Origin of the sequence: Nonomuraea sp. NPDC050643 (assembly GCF_040654715.1) — a bacterium.
GTDB lineage: Bacteria > Actinomycetota > Actinomycetes > Streptosporangiales > Streptosporangiaceae > Nonomuraea.
This window is the reverse complement of the sequence record NZ_JBFAIM010000092.1, coordinates 34166-51519: the sequence shown is the minus strand read 5'-3', so window position 1 is coordinate 51519 and position 17354 is coordinate 34166. Positions and strand designations below refer to the sequence as shown.

The window sequence follows — 17354 nt, the reverse complement described above, 5'->3', positions numbered from 1 at the left end:
ACCCGGCGCGAACTACGCCAGGATCCCCTATAACCCCTCTCGTGACTGATAGGTGTTTTTAGCCCTATCTGGTGCATTTTCTCTGACACACCCCGGGCGTCTGCGTCGGATCAACGCAATACCCGTCTCGCTGCGCCCGGCTGGCGAATCCTTCGCGACGTTCCTGCTGCGGTCTCGTGAACGCGCCCGCCGCGCCGGGACGCAGCCGCGCAGCGACATCACCCTCGAACTGACGCTTTCCACCATCCGGGATCTGGCCAAGCACCTCCATGATGAGCGCGGGAAGCACGACTGGGCGCTGGTTGACGTCCATGACGTCGAAGCGTTCCTGGCCTGTCACCCGAAGAGCCGAGCTCGCCGCCTCACCGTCCTCCGCCAGTTCTTCCGCTTCGCGCGGGCCCACAAGATCGTGCTCGTTGATGCGACCCGAGATCTGACGGCCAAGCGCCCAAGGGGCTTCATCGGCCAGGCCATCACTCTCGACCAGCAGCGCCGGCTGTTCCGGCGCTGGACCACCGAATCAGACGTCCACCCGCACGAGGCGCTCCTAGGCATCCTCGCGCTGCTGCATGGCGCCACCAGCAGCGAGGTCCGCCACCTGCGCCTCGATCACATCGACCTGCCAAGCCGGACCATCCTGCTCGGCCACCGACCCCACCCGGTGCCCTTGGACCCGGCGAGCTGGACGATTCTTGAGCGTTGCCTGAGCCACCGCCAAGGACAACGCACCGACAACCCGCATGTCATGGTCACCAAAGGCACCAAGGCCGGCCGAGCCCCAGCCTCGACCGCCTATGTCAGCCACGTCCTGGACCTCTGCGGCGTCCCACCCCGGATGCTGCGCTCCACCCGCCTGCTCGATCTGGTCAACATCATGGACCCCAAACTCGTCGCAGCCGCGTTCGGCATGGATCCCGAAGGCGTCATGATCTATCTCGCTGACCGTGTTGATCCCGGGCTCATGCCCGAGGCCTGATCAACGCCGATTACAAGGAACCAGGCCGTCTGCCGACAATTAAGAATGCCATTCTTCGTCTGCCGTCGATGCGATCAGCACCTCACCACGGAGATCACTGAGGTCCCGCTGCCTCCGCCGGTGATCGAGGAGGCGCCAACTTCGGACGTCTTCCTGCCAGCGCGGATGCCCGCGGGGAGGTATGCCAACAGCGAGGAGACCGGCGGGCTCATCCTCAACCCCGAAGACATCACCGGCACCGAACTGCATCCCGATCCGGGACGACGGAACGGGTGCTGCAGGCTGGACGGTCTTGACGGCCCGAACCTGGTCTGCGCTCGGTGCGGTGCCGAGGTCGCCACCCAACAGTCCGACTGCTGGTCCCAGCAGCAAGTGATCGTCCTCCCGGACGCGATACGCGCCGTCGACCAACCGCTGCCGTCATAGGGCCCCTGCAACCCATGCAGCTTCGGCGCCACCTGACACAAGTTCGCGCGAACATGTGCGCTTTGGGGAAGGAGTCGTTGGAGGCGATGGCGACGGAGTTCTTCTCCTCGCGTTCGGTGAGGACCTGGAAGAGGAGTTCGGCGCCGCGGCGGTCGAGTTGCATGTAGCCGAGTTCGTCGATGCAGAGCAGGTCGACGCGGCCGTAGCGGGCGATGGTCTTGAACAGGATCTTCTCGTCGGCGGCCTCGACCAGCTCGTTGGCCAGCTTCGATGCCAGGGTGTATTTCACCCGGAAACCTGCCATCGCGGCTTCGGTGCCGAGCGCAATGAGCAGGTGAGAACAAATGGCACTTCACCAGCTCGCCCCGCAAACGGACCGCGACCTCGCCGAAGTCGACCTCGGCTTCGGGCGCCGGCCAGGTGCGACTGCTCGATGAACACCTGCGCCGGGCCACGGCCGGCCTCGACCCGAATCTCCGGCTTCCGCTTGGCGACGCAGGCGCGCACGACCTGGTAGAACACGTCGTCCATCGCGTGCTCGTCGATCAACCGGCGATAGATCCGGACCACCGTGTGACGCTGCTTCCTCGGCGCATCCAGATCAGCCAGCAGCATCTGGTCAATCACCGGCTTGAACGGATCCAGCTTGGAACGGCGAGGCGTGTACGATTCCCGAGATTGCGGCCACGCCGAACTCAGCGCCTTCTGAACAGTCCGCCAGCCCACCCGGTACTTGCGCTCCAGCGCCCGGTTCGACATGCCCTCGCGAGGGTCACGCCGCAGCGCGGCATACAACTCGACCTTCGACTGACCAGGCGGCATCGGCGGTGCTCCTTCACTGAGCACATTCACCTTGCCACCGCAACCCCGCGAGTGACACTACTTCTCACGAACAACTTCCCAGCTAACCAGCCGGTGACATCCACTCAGACGGACAACTGACAACCCACAAACACCGTCAGAGCCATCCTTGCGAAAACCATTGGTGCCCGGCTTGCTCCGCTGATGGACTGACGTCCTGCCGTGAGTCTGGCGCGTGACGGAGGTAGTGGTTGTGACAGGTTATGACGTGCTTGCCGAGGTGTACGAATGGCTCATCTCGGATGCAAAGTTGCCTCCAGCCGAGTTCGCTGCGTCGTTCGACGACGTCCTCGATCTCCTGCCGTCGAACGCTCACGTCCTCGACTGTTCGTGCGGAACCGGACAGTTGGCGGTTGGCCTCGCCGGTCGTGGCATGCAGGTTGTCGCAACTGACGCCAGCGAGGCGATGGTTCGTCGGACTGCAGAGTTGTCTGAGGAGTTCGGGGCATCCGTCCGGGCAGTACGGGCGAACTGGGAAGAGTTGCCCGACCATTTCCAGGACAACACGTTCGACATGGTGTTCTGCGTTGGCAACTCGCTTCACCATGCCGCGGGCGCGACAGGCAGGGGTGCTGCTCTGGAGTCGATGTCACGGCTTCTGCGCCCTGGCGGGCGCTTGGTACTCACATCCCGCACTTGGGAACTCGTGAGGGCCAGAGGTTCCCGGCTGGACATCAGTGACCGACTCGTCCGCCGGAACGGTCGCGATGCCGTCGTGGTCTACCGCTGGGAGATTGCGCGGCATTGGGAGGAGGAGCACCACATCGAGATTGCGATCGCGCAAGTTGATGCGACCGGGTTGGTTCTTGTCCGCTCAGAACTGCTGTCCTGCTGGCCCTACCGGTACGAGGAACTCGAAGTCGAGTTGCACCGGGTCGGACTCCAGACGGAACGGAGCACGTTCGATCTTGAGGCCGAGAACTACATGGTGGTCGCGAGCAAGGTATAAACACCGGACTCTCAGTCCCTGGCCGGACCGCGCGGTTGCTCGCAGGACGCTTGCGCCCTCTCATCGGTGCGGGTTCAGGTGGTCAACGCAACGCCTCGGACGAGGAGTGCTCGTCGATCAGACGGCGGTAGATCCGGGGTGACGGTGTGGCGCTGTTTCCTGGTCGCGTCCAGATCAATGAGCAGGATCTCGTCGATCAGCAGCTTCAAAGGATCCAGCTTCGACGGCCCCGCCGAAGCGGTTGTCGTGCGTGGCTGCGGCCAAGCCGAGGTCAGGGCCTTGTTGACCGTGCTCCAGGTGACGCCGTACTTGCACTGCAACACCCGGTTCGACATGCCATCGCGGGAGTCGCGCCGCAGCGCAGCGTACAACTCGACCTTCGACTGACCAGACGGCATCGGGGGTGCTCCTTTACTGAGCACATCCAGCTTGACGCCGCAACCCCGATGATGACGTCAGAATTCGCGAACATCTTTCTGGGCCATCACCGGGTGCCGTCAGCTTTCACGAACAACTGACGTCACCAACTACCGACAGAACCATCAGCCGATCCAATGAGGTGGAAAGCTCCCCAAATCGACCTCCTGGCTCGTGGCGATAGGTGTGTCTGCACCAGCTCTATGGCGGTCTTGTGGCGATTTTGTAGTGCAGGCACAGATCATCGCTTCATCGACAACTCGTTGGGCGATAGGAGACGGTCGTGAGGAAGAACGAAGACAAGTCGACCACCAACCAGCCAATGACCAGCAACCAGCCGACGAGGATCAAGATCCGTCGACTGGACAAGAAGGAGACGACTGGGGATGCGAGCGGCTCGACCGCCATGTGACCGTCGCCGAGTTGCGGGGGGGGGGGGGGCGCCCGGCGGGGGGGGGGGGGGGCGGGCCCCGCCCCCCCGCCTCGGGCGGCGGCGGGCGCGGCGCCCCCCCCCCGTGGGGGGGGGCCCCCCCCCCCCCAACTCTTCCGGGACGGGGCAGAGCCCTGGCCGTTTGAGATCATCCAAGAAATCCGGTACCCGATGCGGGAGGATGCAAGATGGGTGCGCATGTCCGGGCCAGGGAACTGCTGAGGCCGCGGATCAAGCCGGAGTATGTCCCGTTTCGCACATTCGATGGCAATGTCAGGATCGCTGCCACGATCCACGGCATTGGGGCGGAGATAGAGGACTCCGGCGGCTGGTTGTGGACTTTGGTCAGCGCGCTGGACGGGACCAGGTCACCCGACGATGTGCTCACCGTCGTGACGTGCGAACACCCGGAAGTGTCCGAGATCGAGGCTACGGAGGCGATGCAGCAGCTTCTCGAGGCCGGGTTCTTGGAGGATTTCGGCGCATGCCCACCAGCGCAGTTGTCCGACCGTGAGCGGGAGCGATATTCCCGTAGCATGCTCTTCTTCCGCTGGATCGATTCGATGCCGCGCGCAAATTCATGGGACATCCAAGTTGGGTTGCGCGAATCGCGGGTTCTCCTCATTGGAGTCGGTGGTGTAGGCGGCTCCGTCGCTCAGGGACTCGTGGCGACCGGTGTTGGCCATCTCCACTGTGTCGACGCTGATGACGTCGAGCTCTCCAACCTCAACCGTCAAGTCCTCTACCGCGAGGACGACATCGGCAAGTCCAAGGTCGACTGCGCGGTAGCACACCTGCGTGAACTCAATTCCGATGTGGAGATCACCGGTGAGCGGAGATGGGTAGACGGCCAAGCTGACATCGCTGAGTTGCTTCGGCCGGGCTACGACCTACTCGCGCTCTGCGCCGACCAGCCGCGCTTGATCAGACGATGGGCTAACCGAGCTTGCCTGGCCGCTGGTGTGTCGTGGGTGAGCGGCGGCTATCACGGTCCTCTGGCTTCGGCCGGGGTTTACGCACCGGGACAGGGAGCCTGCTGGGAATGCCTTCACGATCAGGAAGGCGAGCGGGCACAAGCGTCTCTGCCGGCCGGCATCCCCCTCGATGCGCTCGAACCGCAATTGCCGTGGCATCCCGTCAACGCCGTGTCTGCCGGCCTCACGGGCAACCTGCTCACACACGCTGCGCTTGCCCTGTTGACTGGGGCGCCGTCCATCGAGCCGGGCTTCCGGTTCGGAATGAATTTGGCTCTGCCTGGCGAGCCTGTGCTGGAGAGACTGCCGCGCCGACCGGGCTGCCCGGCGTGCGGCGGCAGCGCACAACCGGATGCGCCGTGAGCCTCGGCCTGTTGCCGACAAGCAGGATATGTCTGCACGATCTCGCGATGCGCCGAGACCGTGACGAGTGGATCGTTGGCCGATTCGAGACCCGAGAGTTCGTGGTACTTCCGCAAGTCGGTGAGATGGCACTCAGACTGCTTGGCCAAGGGCTCACCATCGAGGAGACCACCGCACGGCTCATCGGGAAGACTGGCTGCGACTTCGACGTGCTGTCTTTTGTGCGGGACTTGGTCGAGTTGGGCTTCGTGGCTGAGATCGACTGTCGCCCCGTGCAATCCGAACCTCCCTCGCCTCCTTCCTTCCCGCGCCTTCGCCCAGAGCACCTCCGCTTCGTTCTGAGTCCCGTTCTACCCGCGCTGTTTGGGTGCCTCATGCTCGCCGCCGGGACGACGCTCGTCATACGACCAGAGTTGCTGCCCGGATATCAGGACCTGTTGTGGAGCTCGCACGGCAGCCTGGTCCTGGCCCTGAGCGCCATCGGCGGATGGTCCCTCCTTTTCACCCACGAGATGGCGCACCTTGTCACCGCACGAGCCACTGGTGTGCAGGCCCGTATCCGGCTGGGTACGCGCCTTCAGTTCCTCGTGGCCGAGACCGACATCAGTGGCATCGAGCTCGCACCGCGCAGGCACCGGTTGACCGCCTATCTGGCCGGCATGGCTGTCAACCTCTCGACCGCGGCTCTGGCAATCTTGCTCCTGGCCGTGACGGAGGAGAATGCGGTCGCACACAGGATCCTGTCAGCTGTGGTGGTGCTGGCGGTCGTCCCCCTCTCGTTCCAACTTCTGGTCTTCATGCGGACAGATGCTTACTTCGTCATGCAAGATCTTCTGGGCTGCCGTGACCTGTTCGGTGATGGGAAGGCATACGCCAAGTACATCCGCGGCCGGGCGTGGAAGGTGGCGACTGGGCGCGGACCGGCTTTAGCCGACCCCAGCCTCAGCTTGCCCCCTCACGAACGCCACGCGGTGCGCATGTACAGCATCGTCCTCGTGATGGGAACAATCCTCTGCCTGGCCGCCCTTACTGCCTTTACCCTCCCTGCGGACATCGCACTGATCTCCCAAGCGGTAACCCGATTGGGTCCTCATCACCCAGCGATGGTGAACGTGGACAGCGTCGTCGTCCTTCTCGTCCTCGGCACCGCGCATATCCTTTGGGCGGTCACATGGTGGCGACAACGCAACGAGATGCCCTCTCCTTCAAAGCGGTCAATCCCCACAACTCAGAGGACGTTTTGAGACGGTATGAGCGGTCTGGACCTGCGGATTTATTGGGATTTTCCAGAAACAGGTTGACGTTCCGTGTGAATACGCTCAACTGAGAGTTATGAGCGATCGGAAGCCGTACCCCAGCGATCTGTCCGACGAGCGATGGGAGCTGATCCGGCCGGTCATCATCTCGTGGAAGGGCCGGCACCCCTCGGTCAGCGGGCATCAGGGCCACTACGACATGCGGGAAATCGTCAACGCGATCTTGTACCAGGCCCGGACCGGCTGCCAATGGCGCTACCTGCCACACGACCTGCCACCTCACAGCGCGGTCTGCGACCCCTTGGGCGACCGCATCGGCGGCGCGCGCGAGCACAGCCGGTAGGAGTACCGCGACCAGGCCATCGTCGTCGTCCTGGTCGAAGACCTCTGGCGCGGTGAGCGCGCACATGCCGGCGCTGATGCGGATGGTGGTGTCGGCGGTGATCCGCATGCTCCACCTACCAGGTGACGGGCAGCTCGTGGATGCCGTACGCGAGATTGCCGTGTTTGTAGGGCAGTTCGTTCACCGGCACGGCGACCCGCAGGGTGGGGATGCGCCCGAACAGGGTGGCGAACGCGATCTCCAGCTCGGCCCGGGCGAGGTTCTGCCCGAGGCACTGGTGCACGCCGTAGCCGAAGGCGACGTGGTGCCGGTTGCCGCGGTGAACGTCGAGCCGCTCGGGCTCGGGGAACACCGCGGGGTCCCAGTCGGCCGCCGCCAGCAGGGCGATGACCCCTTCGCCCGCGCGGATCGGAATGCCGCCGAGCTCGGTGTCCTCGGCCGCGATCCGGGTGGTGACGAAGTCGGCGATGCTGAGGTAGCGCAGCAGCTCTTCGATGGTGTCGGGCAGCAGTTCGGGGTTCTTCCGCAGGGCGGCGAGCTGGTCGGGGTGTTCCAGAAGCGCCACGGTGCCCAGCGAGATCATGTTCGCCGTGGTCTCGTGGCCCGCGTTGAGCAGCATCAGGCACATCATGAGCAGCTCGTCCCGGCGGAGCTCGCCGGCGGGCTCCAGGTGCTCGGTGACCAGCTTGCTCAGCAGGTCGTCGCCGGGCTCGTGCTGCTTGCGGGTGATCAGGCCGTCCATGTAGGCGCGCAGTTCACCCAACGCGGCCGCGAACTGCTCGGCGGTGCTGGTCCCTGACACGCCGACCTTGCTCTTGCTCTGGAAGAACTCGTGGTCGTCGTAGGGGACGCCGAGCAGTTGGCAGATCACCAGCGACGACACGGGGAGCGCGAACGCCTCGACCAGGTCCACCGGCGGGGTCATGGCGAGCAGGTCGTCGAGCAGCCGGTTCACCATGGCCTGAATGCCGGGCCGCATCGTCTTGATGCGCTTATGGGTGAACTCCTGGATGAGCATGCGCCGATAGAAGCTGTGCTGCGGCGGGTCCATGCGGATGAACGGCGGGCGCTGCAGGACCTGCGCCTGCCCCGGCAGAAGCGTGGGGAAGCCGGGGCGGGTGCCGTCGGCGCTGAACGCCGGGCTGCTCAGCACGGTGCGGACGTGGTCGTAGCGGGTCACCAGCCAGGCGGTGCCGCCGGTGGGCAGCCGCACCTGGGAGACGGGTTCCTCGGCGCGCAGCCGGTCGTACTCCGGCGGTGGGGCGAACGGGCACTGCCGCGGGAGCGGGAAGCTCCGGCTGTCAGGTGTCGTGGCCTGGGACATCAGCCTCTCCTCAAGAAGTGGAGGGAAACCCTTCGGTTTCTGTGGACGGTAAGCTAGCACAATCGAAGGGTTTCCCTCCACATCAAGGAGATGGGTACCGGTTGGCCGAGAACACGACCCGGCTGCGGGCGGACGCCCGCCGCAACCGCGAGCAGATCATCATCGCGGCCCGCGAGGTCTTCCTCGAGCAGGGCCTCCACGCGCCGCTGGAGGAGATCGCCCGCCGCGCCGGCATCGGCATCGCGACCCTTTACCGCCGCTTCCCCGACCGCCACACGCTCGTCCGGCAGGTCGCCCTGGACAACCTGACCCTGGTCGGTGAGGAACTGGACCGCGCCACCGCCGCGCACCCCGACGCCTGGGGCGCTCTCGTGCAGCTCGTACGCCGCCTGGTGGAGTTGCGGCTCAGCATCGTCATGCCGGTACTGCTCCCCGGCCTGGAGGAGGACGCGCACGGCGAGGGGGGAACGCTGAAGACGCGACGCAACCAGCTCTTCGAACAGATGGAGCAGCTCACCCGCACCGCCCAGCAGGAGGGGCGGCTCCGCCAAGGCATCAACCCCATCGACATCTGGCTCGGCGTCATCAAGCTGTCCCGCCCGCTGCCCGTCATCGGCGGCGAACTGAACGAGCTGATCACCAACCGACAGTTGGAGCTGTTCCTCGGCAGCCTCCACGCCACGGCGCTGGACACCTCCGAGCCGCTGCGCCGGCAGCCACTGACCCTCGACGACCTGGACCGCCACCTCAAAATGGCGGAGTAGCCGGCTCGATGTCCGCCGCGGCAAGCTGTTGAAGTTCTCCACCACGGCCGCCGGAAGCGATGGAGGCGACCGGCAGGCGGGCAAGGTGGCCTGCTGAAGAGGACATGTCCCATCCGGCACCACCATCGGGTTCTGCGACGCCTACCTGCGCGTCCGCTTCGACGATGCTCGGGACCACCCCTGCTCTGTCACCCCATCGCGGGCGTCACTTATATGCCTGGCAGCAGGCCCGGCTCGTAGTCGTCGAGCTGCGGTCTCACCGGTTCTTGCAGGTCCGCGAGGCGTCGAGATCGAGGCCGCGTTCGGGGTGCGGCTGGTCCGCCCGATGGATTGGGTTCAACGCCTCCCGACATGTCGGCGATGACTCCCCGGCCGAGCTGCCGCCACCGACCCCGGAGCGGGTGGAGGAGTTCTTCGACTCCTGAAGACCAGGATCGCCACCGCCCGCAGCTCGCGATCTCGGGTTGTTCCGGACGCTCTGTCACGCACCCGGTCGGGGCTCAGGAGGTCGGATCGTCGGGTGCCTCTTCGACCGAAGGCGCCTCGGCCGACGGCTCCAGGGTCTCAGTGCCGTCCGGCGCTATGGCGACCCGGGGTGAGCCGGTGAGGTTCCAGACGTAGTCGCCCTTGCCGTCGTTGTTGATGTTATAGATGATCCTCCCGTCGGCGGTCCACCCGCCGTTGAGAGACGAGTTGTAGTACGCGTAGCAGTCCCACATCACGCCCTCGGAGTCGGTGATGCTGTTGAGATCGCTCGTCCAGTCGCACAGCTCGTTCCCGTAGATGATGTCGTTGCGCTCGACGCGTACCTCCGCGACGAACTTGTCGAACCGCTTGCCGCCCAGGAACGACCCTGACCAGTTGATGCTGAGCATGCCCGTTTTCTGGTTGTTGCCCGTACCCCTGGTGTAGATGCACATTTCGGCCCCCACCCACACGTCCGGCTTTCCGGGCAGGGAGAAGGTCTTCTCTTGCGGCGAGGAGCAGGCGGACGCCGCCCACGCGGCGGTCGTGGGTGTGATGGCGAGGCTGGCGATGAAGAGTGAGGCGACAGCGGCAAGCCGCGGAATCGTCCGGACCATGAAGTCTTACCCTTCCTGAGGGTCACGCGTCGGGCGACCACGTTGATCGTTTGTCCGGAAGGTAGATCACAAAGAGATGCCACGCCAGACCCTATTTTTTGGTGGAACGAACCATTTCCCGATGGACTTCTGGGAACGGTGCAGAAGCCCGAGATGACCGGCAGCCGTTCAGCGTCGGTCTTGACGGCGCGATGTGCGGCAGCGGGCCTCGCTTACCGCACGACCCGCTGCTCAAGGTCCTGGAGGAACCCGCGGTACGTGTCGAGGAGCGGATCGCCGGTCTCGGCCATCCACGCGAGCAGGTGCCGCCGCGCGGCCTTGAGCCCCTCCCGATGGCTCGGATCCTCGGCCAGCTTGGCCAGCGAGTGCGGATCGGCGCGGAGATCGTAGAGCTCCTCCGGAACACGGTGCCGGCAGAACCGGGCACGCTGTGCGAGCCGTTCGTCGCTGGAGGCGGCGGCGAGCATCGCCGGCCAGGTCCGTCCCATCATGTTCTCCGCCCGGTACTCCCGGGCTCCGTCGGACCACTCATTCCAGATGTAGCCGAACCGGTCGTCCTGCCGGCAGGTCATCTCGAACCGGCCCTTCGCCGCCGTCTCGCGGAACACCGTGAACACCGTGTCCCGGCCGTCCTGCCGTTCCCGCGCAGCAGCGGGAGCATGCTTTTCCCATCCAGCCCCGTCGGCTCCGGCACGCCCGCCGCTGCGCAGAGCGTCGGGAACAGGTCGATCATCGACACGAACGCGGTGTCTACTCGTGTCCCGCGGAGGGGCGGATCATCTTCGCCCGAGGGTTGGGTGACGTCCGCGCCACCCTTGAACTGAGCGGCCGTAGAGGAGGCATCACGCCACCGAACATCCTGCTGATCACCGCAGACGACATGGGCGGTGACACCCCCGGTTGCTTCGGCGCCCCGGCGGAGGTGACCCCCGCCCTGGACCAGCTCGCCGCGGAGGGGATGACGTTCGGGCGCGCACGTGGCGATCGCGGTGTGCCAGCCCAGCCGTTCCGCGATCATGACCGGCCGGTGGCCGCACCGCAACGGCGCGCAGGGCTTCGAGCCGATCACCGCCGAGGTGCCGGTCCTCACCCGGCTCCTGTACGAGGCCGGGTACATGTCGGGCATCCTCGGCAAGGTCTAGCACCTGCAGCCAGTGGAGGCGTTCGGCTGGGAATTCACCCGCGGCATGCGCGAGCTCGGGATGGGACGCGATCCGCAGGCCTACGGCGAGGCGTCACGACAGTTCATGGACGAGGCGGCCGCGCAGGGGCGGCCCTGGTTCCTCATGGCCAACGCGCACGATCCGCATCGTCCGTACTCCGGCAACCAGGATGAGCTGGACCGCTTTCCGGCCGAAGCGCGGGCCATGTATCCGGCTCCGTCGAAGGTCTTCGGGCCGGCCGACGACGTCGGGGACGTACCCGGGTTCCTCCCCGGGCTGCCCGAGGTGGCGCGGGAGTACCTGAGCTCGTCCCGCCGCTGCGACGACGTGGTCGCCGAGGTGCTGCACGCGCTGGACGCGGCCGGCGCCGCCGACGACACGCTGGTAGTATTCCTGCCCGACAACGGGATCGCCGTGCCGTTCGCCAAAGCGAACTGCTACCTGCAGAGCAGCCGGACGTCGGTGGGACGGAAGTAGACCTGGACGACCTCGCGGCTGGTCCGGCCGCCCGTGTTGGTGACGGTCGCAGCGAGGCGGCGGCCTTGGCCGTCGAGTATCGCAGCGTCGGAGTATTCCCAGGTGGAGTAGCCGAGGCCGTGTCCGAAGCAGAACTCCGGCGCGGGCCCGCGATCGTGGCCTCGGTAGCCGGCAAAGGCGCCTTCGGTGTATTCGAGCCTGCCCTCGACCGGGGTGGCGGCCGGCTGGCTCGATGTCCCCGAGCAGCGCGGCCGCCACGGCGTGATCGCCCTCCTGCCCGGGCAGACCTGCCCAGAGCACGGCGTCGACCTGGTCGAGCCACGGTATGAGGATTGGGGTCGCCGCGTTGACCACGACCTCCGTAACCGCGGGCTGATCGACTTCTGATCATGCAGAAGTCCGGGTGCGGGATTCTCCGGCACCTGGACTCCTGGCCACAGTGTTAGGGCTACCACATCACCTGAGCTGCGGCAGGTCCTGCCACTGCTGCAGCAGTGGCGATGGCGACGGCGATGACGAGGAGGATCTTGCGCATCATGCTCCCTGGTTGGATGGTCAATCCTGAAAAGGTTATGAGCAGGCGGAATATATTAAATACATGGGCGCCATATTCGTGGGCGCGGCGGCTCTATGAGCATTCCTCAAATGGCCGGGATGGAAATTCGCAAGCGCTCAACCGGCATTCTCTTCTTGGACATCCTGTACCCGCCCGGGGATTCAGCCTTCCCTACGGTCGGCCTACCAGCGTTGGGCTGGCCCCTGACGGGGTTGCCACGTTCTACTCGCGCGAGACACGACCGGGTCGGGTGCCCTCTCTACCTCGGGGCCAGCGGTGCTCTCACGGTCGACACCCGATCTTCGACCACCGCTCGCGCCTTTTTTCGACCAGGCCCACCTGTCCGGCCTTCCCCTCGCCCGCGTTCCCGGATGGAACGGGAGCCGCTTGGAGCGCCTAACAGAGGCTCGGGCATGACCTGCTGGCGGCGACTGGCCGAGTGGAACAAGGCCGGCGTGTGGCAGTGGCTGCACGAGGTGCTGCTCGATCGGCTGAGAGCCGCGGGCGGCGGTGGGCTCCTCGCAGATCAGAGCGTTAAAAGGGGGGCGCAGATCGTCCGGTCCCGGTCGATCGAAGGCGGGCCGGCAGCAGGCATCACCTGATCACCGAGGCCACCGGCATTCCGCTCGCGGTGATCCTGACCGGTGCCAACCGCAACGACGTCACCCCGTTGCGCCCGCTGCTGGACGCCATCCCGAAGGTGCGCGGCGAGCGCGGCCGACCCCGCCAGCGCCCCGACGCAGTGCTCGCCGATCGCGGCTACGACCACGACGTGTGACACGAAGTCGCATGGAGATGGTGAGAATCGCTGAAGGAGGTCGACAGCGTAGTATCCGGTCCAGTGCGCAAGGACTGTCCCCACCTCGTCGTGCGCCATGGGTAACCGTGGGTGCGAAGCCCGAGGTCAAGCCCAAGGGGTCCCGTCCCATCCGGGAGCCACAGACTGGGGAAGGCCGGACGGGTGCCGGCTGGAGTGTCGTGACCGGCTGGGAGCGCACCGCTTTCCCCCGGGGTTTAGCGGGCACCCACCCCGGCCGCTGCCATCCCATGCGGAACGTGACAACCCCGTCAGGGTCCGGCATGCAGGCCGTACCGCCAATTCCTGCACTCAGCCAGTCGTCCGAAGGCCATCATGCAGGTGATGGGCGCGGCCAACCGGTGGTCACCCCGCCCACCTGTACGCGCCGATGAGAGTCCTCCGCTGAGCTCTCCGCATCCCGAGGACTCCCTGACATTTCACCATCCGGGTACGGGTACCTCCGACCAGCCCTGGTTGAGCTTCCCGTCACAGGGGAACTGTGCGGCCCGCGCGCCATCCTCGATGGAGGCGCTGGAAATGCCCAGGCACATCGAGCTCTTGCGGTTGACCAGTGCGAAGACGCCTGCCGGGTAGCGGCTGTCGGCACGCTGCAGCCAGTCCTGGTTGATGTCGCCGGCCGGGTTCGCCAGGATCGCCGACGCGTTGGCCGCGGTGCTGCCGCCACTGATTCCCATGTTCAGGTTGTACTGCATGTTCTCGTAGCTGCGATAAAGGCCGTCGGGGATGCGGCACCAGTACTGCCAGAGGACGAAGGGGTGGGGGCTCCATTCGGTGTCCTGGACGACCGTGGTGCCAAAGCCGCCCTGAGCCGACAGGACCTTCCCGGACTTGAAGTTCCTGTACATGAAGGGACCATCGCCCACGCATGCCGGAGCCTGAGCCCGTACGCCGCTCTCGGAGGAGCTCGCATGAGCGGTCACCGGGTGGGCGGCCGGTATCAGTGCCGCGGCCATGATCACCGCGGCGGCTTTCCTGGTGCGTGGTACGCGCATGGTGCGTCTCCCTTGCGTCGGGTTCTCGGCCGGCCGGACAAGTCGGCGCGGGTATGACGCCCCCGTACGTACTCCTCCGGCTCTGACGAACCCCAGCATCGGGGCATGGCGGTCAGATGATGAGGGTGATTCGGCCTCCGCCGAAAGACGCTGGTACGCGGGCGGGCCGCCCTGCGAGGAGTCCGGCACCCAGTTCGGTGGGATAGTGCAGCACCAGGTTGATCTGCCGGACGCTGGCGATCAGGTTGGCCTGGCGGAGCACGTGGGCGTGCTCGCTGGCCGTGGACGGCGAGACCCGCGCCCGATGGGCCAGTTCGCCGGTGCTGCAGCCGGGCGCCTGGACGACACAGCTCAGAATCTCCGCTCGCGTCCGCCCCAGGAGCGCCGCCAACACCTCTCCCCCGGCGGCGGTCGCGGCGGCGATCGGGGCGGCGCGGCGCGGGATCGGGTAGGCCAGGACCGGCGGCAGCGCTGGATCCACCAGCGCCACCGGGTTGCCCCGGCAGAAGTACGACGGGATCACCGTCAGCCCCCGCCCCCGCAGGTGGATCTCCCGGTCCAGGCCGGCCGGATAGTCGACCTCCAGCACGGGCGGGCGCCAGCGCATCGCCGGCGGCAGGTGGGCGAGCAGTTGCTCGGCGCCGCCGGTGACGAGGTGCCGTTGCAGAACGGCGCGCTCGTGGGCGAGGGCGGGCTCGGCCTGCGGCCGGTGCGGTGCGAGCACCGCCTCGCAGTAGCCGGCCACGGCCTGTCCGAGCCGTTTGATGGCCTGCGGACTCCCCCGGGCGAGGTCGGCTAGCCCGGCGAAGGGCAGGCCGGCGCCGCGGCGCAGCAGCTCCATCTCGGCCCGCATCCGTGTGCCGGGCGTGTCCGTGAGCGCGTGCAAGGCCTGCTCGTCGCCGAGTTGGGCTTCGATCGGGGTGAGGAAGTCGGGGAAGTACGGCCCTCTGGGCGCGAGGGGCAGCAGCAGGGAGCGGACGGAGGTCAGCAGGCCGGCTTCGGCCAGCCGGGCCCGGGCCTGCCGCCGCCAGCCGGTCATGGTCGGCCCGCCGTCGCGGGCCTGCAGCCGGTGCAGGCTGCCCAGCATCTCCCACAGCAGGTCGGTCCGGGTCGCCGGCCGGGTGAGCGCGAGATCTTCGGAGGTGAAGACGATCCTCAGCACGCCGCCAGAACGAGGTGGCATGTCCCTTCCTTCAAGTGGATGGGGAGGTGCACGTTCCTGACCATACCGATTGCCCGATCCTGGAGAACAGTGTCAGAGACGCCGGGCATCCGCACAACGCCATGGAAGCCTTTCCCGTCCCGACAAGCAATTTCCGTCATCCGGATCCCGGACGGATCGGCCCAGATCCCCGCTCACCGGCAGCGTAGCCTCACAGATCCGGACCCATCCGGCATACCTTCAACCCCGTCGGCGGGTTGGCTGTGATCCGGGCATGACCAACACCGACCCCCCGGCGCCCAGCAAGGTCACATCATCGCCGTCAGGCCGCTCTACCTGCAGGCGCCGCCTCCGCCGCACCGTCGCTCCCGCCCTTGTCCGCGGCGCCGACCACCGCGTTCTTCAAGCCCCCTTCCCCCTCGGACAGCATGTAGACCGCGCAGGTGAACCGGGAGCGCGTGCCGGATCCGGAACAGGGTGTGCGGGTCGACACAGTGGTCGGGGTGCTCGTGAGTGATGACGACGGCGTCGAGCCGACCGTCCGGCCAGTGGGCGAGCACGAGGCGGAAGCCGTCGAAGTCCATCGCGAAGCCGCTGCAGGCGCGGCCGGGCTCGGGATAAGCGCCGCGACTGCCGAGAACCGTCGCTCCACGCATCCCCGACACCTGGGTCCCTGGGTCTTCCGTACCGCCCCGGTGCCGCCGCCTTGGGATGCCGTGCCGCGCTGCCGCGGTGGACCTGCCTCGCGTCTATGTTGCGGCAGGAGTCAGCCGGCTTGTTTCGGGCGAGATCACGGGCGCGGGCGCGCCGCGCGGGTGTCCCCGGATCCGTGGCCGCTCCCGCCAGGGGCGCCGCCGTGGCGGGCGGGTCCGCGCGCAGCCGTTTCGCGGCCGCGGCCAGCCTCCGGTCACCCGGAGGGACGTCGATGTGGAAGTGCGAGACCTTCACCGGTGTGAGGTCCGCAACCCAGCGCACCGTACCCGCGCAGTCGAGGAGGATGTCCCGGACGATGAGCTCCTCGTACGGCCACAGCCCTTCCGCGCCCTTCAGCGGGAACGCGGCCGGGCGACGGCCGTACCGGACAGGTGGTTCGACTCGAAGCCGGCGCCCACGGTGCGGTGGCCCGTGACCCCTGCACGGCGTGAGCGCTGATCGCGCCGATGGGCCAGCCGTTGGCCACCGAGGTCCTGGCACCCCGCCGCCGTACCCACTGATCAACTGGAGGTCATTTCCGGCCGGGGTCAGCGCCAGTTCAGGCACCGGCCTCGAGTACGGCGAGGTCGCGCACCGCATAACGGTGATGCTCGGCCTCTTCCTCCAGCACCACCTTGAGGCAGCGGCGCACGACGTACTCCTGGTCGGGATACGGGTCCGCCGGCTTGCGACCGCATACCCGATCGAGCTTGGCCTCGGTGAGCCCGTCCACGACACGCCGCATCGTGGCCATGCGGGCGAGCCGCGGCGCGAGCACCTCGTCGAGCGTCGGGGTGGCTTCGAGAGCGAGACCAAGCTTCGCCCTGGCGTCGGGCGGCATCCCGCCGCCGGGGAGGCCCAACGGGTGGTACGGCGCTTCCTCCTCCAGCACGGCATTGCCGAGCCAGGCATCGCCGGCGAACAGCAGGTGCCGTTGGGTCTCGACCAACGACCACTCGCCGTTGACCTGCTCGTGCAGCTTGGCCTCGGGCAACAGCCTGGCGCAGTCGAGCGTCGTCGCCCACAGCGTCTCGATGGCATCCCAAGCAGCCCGATAGTCATCGGGGGACGCGGCGTCACGCGCCAGCACCCGCGTGGGGTGCCGCCGGTCGAGCTCGGCCTCGACGTAGGCGGTCACGTCGACGTCGTTGACGACGAGACGCTCGAAGTCGCCACCGAGGTAGATGTCGCTCCCATAGCAGTCGACGATCTTCAGACCGCTGACCTCGCAATCGCGGATCTCTAGACCGGCAAGGTCGCACAGGTGAATGCGGGCACCACGGAACTGGTCACTCTGGGCGTATTCAGCAGCCATTGAGGCAGTAT

Annotated in this window: 16 protein-coding genes and 3 pseudogenes; 10 read left to right on the top strand and 9 right to left on the bottom strand. The window is 66.7% G+C overall.

Translation table 11 applies throughout. The features are described 5' to 3' along the window. Positions 1–52: 52 nt before the first annotated feature. Positions 53–976: an integrase gene (locus AB0I15_RS60300; protein WP_358118330.1), complete on the top strand. Its 924-nt coding sequence runs from the start codon at positions 53–55 to the stop codon at positions 974–976. A gap of 502 nt (positions 977–1478) precedes the next feature. On the opposite strand, the pseudogene AB0I15_RS60295 reads toward AB0I15_RS60300, so the two are convergent. Both AB0I15_RS60295 and AB0I15_RS60290 read right to left on the bottom strand, forming a co-directional pair. Further along, positions 1479–1742: pseudogene (locus AB0I15_RS60295) on the bottom strand (ATP-binding protein); the annotation flags it as partial. Then, positions 1688–2224: a hypothetical protein gene (locus tag AB0I15_RS60290; RefSeq protein ID WP_358118332.1), complete on the bottom strand. Its 537-nt coding sequence runs from the start codon at positions 2222–2224 to the stop codon at positions 1688–1690. The gene AB0I15_RS60290 and the pseudogene AB0I15_RS60295, both read right to left, overlap by 55 nt. A gap of 214 nt (positions 2225–2438) precedes the next feature. On the opposite strand from AB0I15_RS60290, the gene AB0I15_RS60285 reads away from it, so the two are divergent. Further along, positions 2439–3212: a class I SAM-dependent methyltransferase gene (locus tag AB0I15_RS60285; protein WP_358118328.1), complete on the top strand. Its 774-nt coding sequence runs from the start codon at positions 2439–2441 to the stop codon at positions 3210–3212. 74 nt (positions 3213–3286) lie between these two features. Here the strand turns inward: AB0I15_RS60285 and AB0I15_RS60280 are convergent, their stop codons facing one another. After that, on the bottom strand, positions 3287–3610 hold the full coding sequence (locus AB0I15_RS60280; protein ID WP_358118327.1) for a hypothetical protein: 324 nt from the start codon (positions 3608–3610) through the stop codon (positions 3287–3289). Positions 3611–3912: 302 nt separating this feature from the next. On the opposite strand from AB0I15_RS60280, the gene AB0I15_RS60275 reads away from it, so the two are divergent. The 4 genes from AB0I15_RS60275 to AB0I15_RS60260 all read left to right on the top strand — a co-directional run bounded on the left by AB0I15_RS60275 (position 3913) and on the right by AB0I15_RS60260 (position 6995). Then, positions 3913–4041, top strand: coding sequence for a hypothetical protein (locus AB0I15_RS60275; protein WP_358118325.1), 129 nt, complete (start codon positions 3913–3915; stop codon positions 4039–4041). A gap of 206 nt (positions 4042–4247) precedes the next feature. Further along, the gene (locus AB0I15_RS60270; RefSeq protein WP_358118323.1) at positions 4248–5396 is read left to right on the top strand and encodes a ThiF family adenylyltransferase; all 1149 of its coding nucleotides are present in this window, start codon (positions 4248–4250) and stop codon (positions 5394–5396) included. Further along, on the top strand, positions 5393–6640 hold the full coding sequence (locus AB0I15_RS60265) for a hypothetical protein (RefSeq protein WP_358118321.1): 1248 nt from the start codon (positions 5393–5395) through the stop codon (positions 6638–6640). The genes AB0I15_RS60270 and AB0I15_RS60265 overlap by 4 nt, the downstream gene beginning before the upstream one ends. A gap of 88 nt (positions 6641–6728) precedes the next feature. Beyond that, entirely contained in the window at positions 6729–6995 is a 267-nt protein-coding gene (locus tag AB0I15_RS60260; RefSeq protein WP_358118319.1) for a transposase, read from the top strand. A 115-nt stretch (positions 6996–7110) separates the two neighbouring features. Here AB0I15_RS60260 and AB0I15_RS60255 read toward each other — a convergent pair whose 3' ends face one another. Beyond that, positions 7111–8319, bottom strand: coding sequence for a cytochrome P450 (locus AB0I15_RS60255; RefSeq protein WP_358118318.1), 1209 nt, complete (start codon positions 8317–8319; stop codon positions 7111–7113). A 101-nt stretch (positions 8320–8420) separates the two neighbouring features. Between AB0I15_RS60255 and AB0I15_RS60250 the strand changes: the two genes are divergently transcribed. After that, positions 8421–9083, top strand: coding sequence for a helix-turn-helix domain-containing protein (locus tag AB0I15_RS60250; RefSeq protein WP_358118317.1), 663 nt, complete (start codon positions 8421–8423; stop codon positions 9081–9083). A gap of 500 nt (positions 9084–9583) precedes the next feature. Here AB0I15_RS60250 and AB0I15_RS60245 read toward each other — a convergent pair whose 3' ends face one another. After that, a complete protein-coding gene (locus tag AB0I15_RS60245; protein ID WP_358118315.1) occupies positions 9584–10165 on the bottom strand; it encodes a hypothetical protein in 582 nt (193 codons plus the stop codon). A 212-nt stretch (positions 10166–10377) separates the two neighbouring features. Continuing rightward, positions 10378–10773 (bottom strand): hypothetical protein, encoded by a 396-nt coding sequence (locus AB0I15_RS60240; protein ID WP_358118314.1) that lies wholly within the window; start codon positions 10771–10773, stop codon positions 10378–10380. A 272-nt stretch (positions 10774–11045) separates the two neighbouring features. On the opposite strand from AB0I15_RS60240, the pseudogene AB0I15_RS60235 reads away from it, so the two are divergent. From AB0I15_RS60235 to AB0I15_RS60225, 3 genes and pseudogenes are all read left to right on the top strand, one after another. Then, positions 11046–11307 (top strand): annotated as a pseudogene (locus AB0I15_RS60235) (sulfatase-like hydrolase/transferase). A gap of 45 nt (positions 11308–11352) precedes the next feature. Then, positions 11353–11805 carry a sulfatase-like hydrolase/transferase gene (locus tag AB0I15_RS60230; protein WP_358118312.1) on the top strand — a complete coding sequence of 151 codons (453 nt, stop codon included), beginning with the start codon at positions 11353–11355 and terminating at the stop codon, positions 11803–11805. A gap of 960 nt (positions 11806–12765) precedes the next feature. Then, positions 12766–13133, top strand: a pseudogene (locus AB0I15_RS60225) (transposase); the annotation flags it as partial. Positions 13134–13597: 464 nt separating this feature from the next. Here AB0I15_RS60225 and AB0I15_RS60220 read toward each other — a convergent pair. From AB0I15_RS60220 to AB0I15_RS60210, 3 genes are all read right to left on the bottom strand, one after another. Next, a complete protein-coding gene (locus AB0I15_RS60220) occupies positions 13598–14173 on the bottom strand; it encodes an RICIN domain-containing protein (RefSeq protein ID WP_358118310.1) in 576 nt (191 codons plus the stop codon). Positions 14174–14285: 112 nt separating this feature from the next. After that, positions 14286–15356: a helix-turn-helix domain-containing protein gene (locus AB0I15_RS60215; protein ID WP_358118309.1), complete on the bottom strand. Its 1071-nt coding sequence runs from the start codon at positions 15354–15356 to the stop codon at positions 14286–14288. Between the two features lie 1231 nt (positions 15357–16587). Next, complete coding sequence (locus AB0I15_RS60210; protein WP_358118307.1) at positions 16588–17343, bottom strand: DinB family protein; 756 nt, start codon at positions 17341–17343, stop codon at positions 16588–16590. Between the last annotated feature and the right edge of the window lie 11 nt (positions 17344–17354).